This is a genomic window from Peribacillus sp. P4_C12, from assembly GCF_056402095.1.
This window is the reverse complement of sequence record NZ_JBFUIB010000703.1, coordinates 1-1,590: the sequence shown is the minus strand read 5'-3', so window position 1 is coordinate 1,590 and position 1,590 is coordinate 1. Positions and strand designations below refer to the sequence as shown.

At 37.8% G+C, this 1,590-nt stretch carries 2 protein-coding genes; both read left to right on the top strand.

The features are described from left to right. Positions 1–846 (top strand): aldehyde dehydrogenase family protein (locus AC1DUW_RS28190; RefSeq protein WP_477644099.1); only part of this gene is annotated, 846 nt, incomplete at its 5' end. Between the two features lie 200 nt (positions 847–1,046). Further along, the coding region (locus AC1DUW_RS28185) for an SDR family NAD(P)-dependent oxidoreductase (protein ID WP_477644098.1) at positions 1,047–1,590 on the top strand (544 nt) is incomplete at its 3' end.

Genomic DNA, 1,590 nt, shown 5'->3' with positions numbered 1-1,590 from the left:
AACATTGTCAATGGTGCCCATGAAGTGGTAAATGGCCTTCTTGAACATAAATTAGTTAAAGCTATTTCATTTGTTGGCTCACAGCCAGTAGCTGAGTATGTGTACAAAAAAGGAACAGAGAACTTAAAACGTGTTCAAGCGTTGGCTGGTGCGAAAAATCATTCAATTGTGCTAAATGATGCAGATCTAAATATAGCAACGAAACAAATTATTGGGGCAGCTTTCGGTTCAGCTGGAGAGCGTTGTATGGCGGCATCGATTGTAACTGTGCAAGAAGAGATTGCAGATCAATTGATCGACAGATTAGTAGAAGAAGCGAACAATATTGTGATTGGCAACGGGTTAGAAGAGAATGTATTCTTAGGACCTGTTATTCGTGAAAATCATAAAGAACGTACGCTTAGCTACATTGATTCGGGCGTGAAAGAAGGAGCTCAATTAGTTCGTGATGGCCGTGAAGATGCAGCTGTGAACGGGAAAGGCTACTTTGTTGGGCCAACTATTTTTGATAACGTAACACAAGAAATGAAAATATGGCAAGATGAAATTTTTGCACCAGTGTTATCTATTGTACGTGTCAAAACATTAGAAGAAGCAATTGATGTGGCTAACAATTCTCGATTCGCAAATGGTGCTTGTATTTATACAGATAGTGGTGCAAATGTACGCGAATTCCGTGAAAATATCGAATCTGGCATGCTAGGTGTGAATGTAGGGGTTCCTGCACCTATGGCATTCTTTCCATTCTCTGGTTGGAAAGATTCTTTCTATGGGGATCTGCATGCCAATGGTACAGATGGCGTTGAATTCTTCACAAGAAAAAAAATGGTCACAGCCCGTTACTAGAAAGATAGTTAGGAAGAAGAGTGAGAAATAAAAAACAATCCCTAAAATACAGTTCATGTCTTCCTCTAACTTACTAGCTTAAGAATCCACTCTCTGTTTTCAAATTTTCATGTTGCTTAATTTAATGTAGGATTTCTAAAATTGGAGGGGGAATGGTAATTTTAATGTAGGATTTCTAAAATTGGAGGGGGAATGGTAATATGACTCACAATCTAAATGGGAAAATTGCATTAGTTACAGGCGGTTCAAGAGGAATTGGAAGACATATAAGTGCAAATTTAGCCGATTCAGGTGCAATAGTTATTGTCAACTATGCAAATAACCAAGAAGCAGCACAACAAACCGTTGATTTCATTCTATCTACTGGAGGAAAAGCTCTATTAGTCAAAGGGGACGTGACAGATGAGGAATCAGTAAAACACCTTGTAAAACAAACTGAGGAAAAAGTCGGTGAAAACATTGGTATTTTAATTAATAATGCAACTGGCCCCCAACCTGAGTTATCTATTGAAGAAAGTACATGGGACGATTATTTAGATCAACTTAATTTCTTCGTAAAAGCACCTTTATTATTAACAAAAGCTATTTTACCTGGAATGAAGAAAAAAAACGAAGGTCGAATTATTAATATCGGAAGCGAAGTTATTCAGATGGGAAATCCAAATTTTTCAAACTACGTAACAGCAAAGTCTTCCCAACTTGGAATGACACGTTCCTGGGCAAGTGAATTAGGACCTTTTGGCA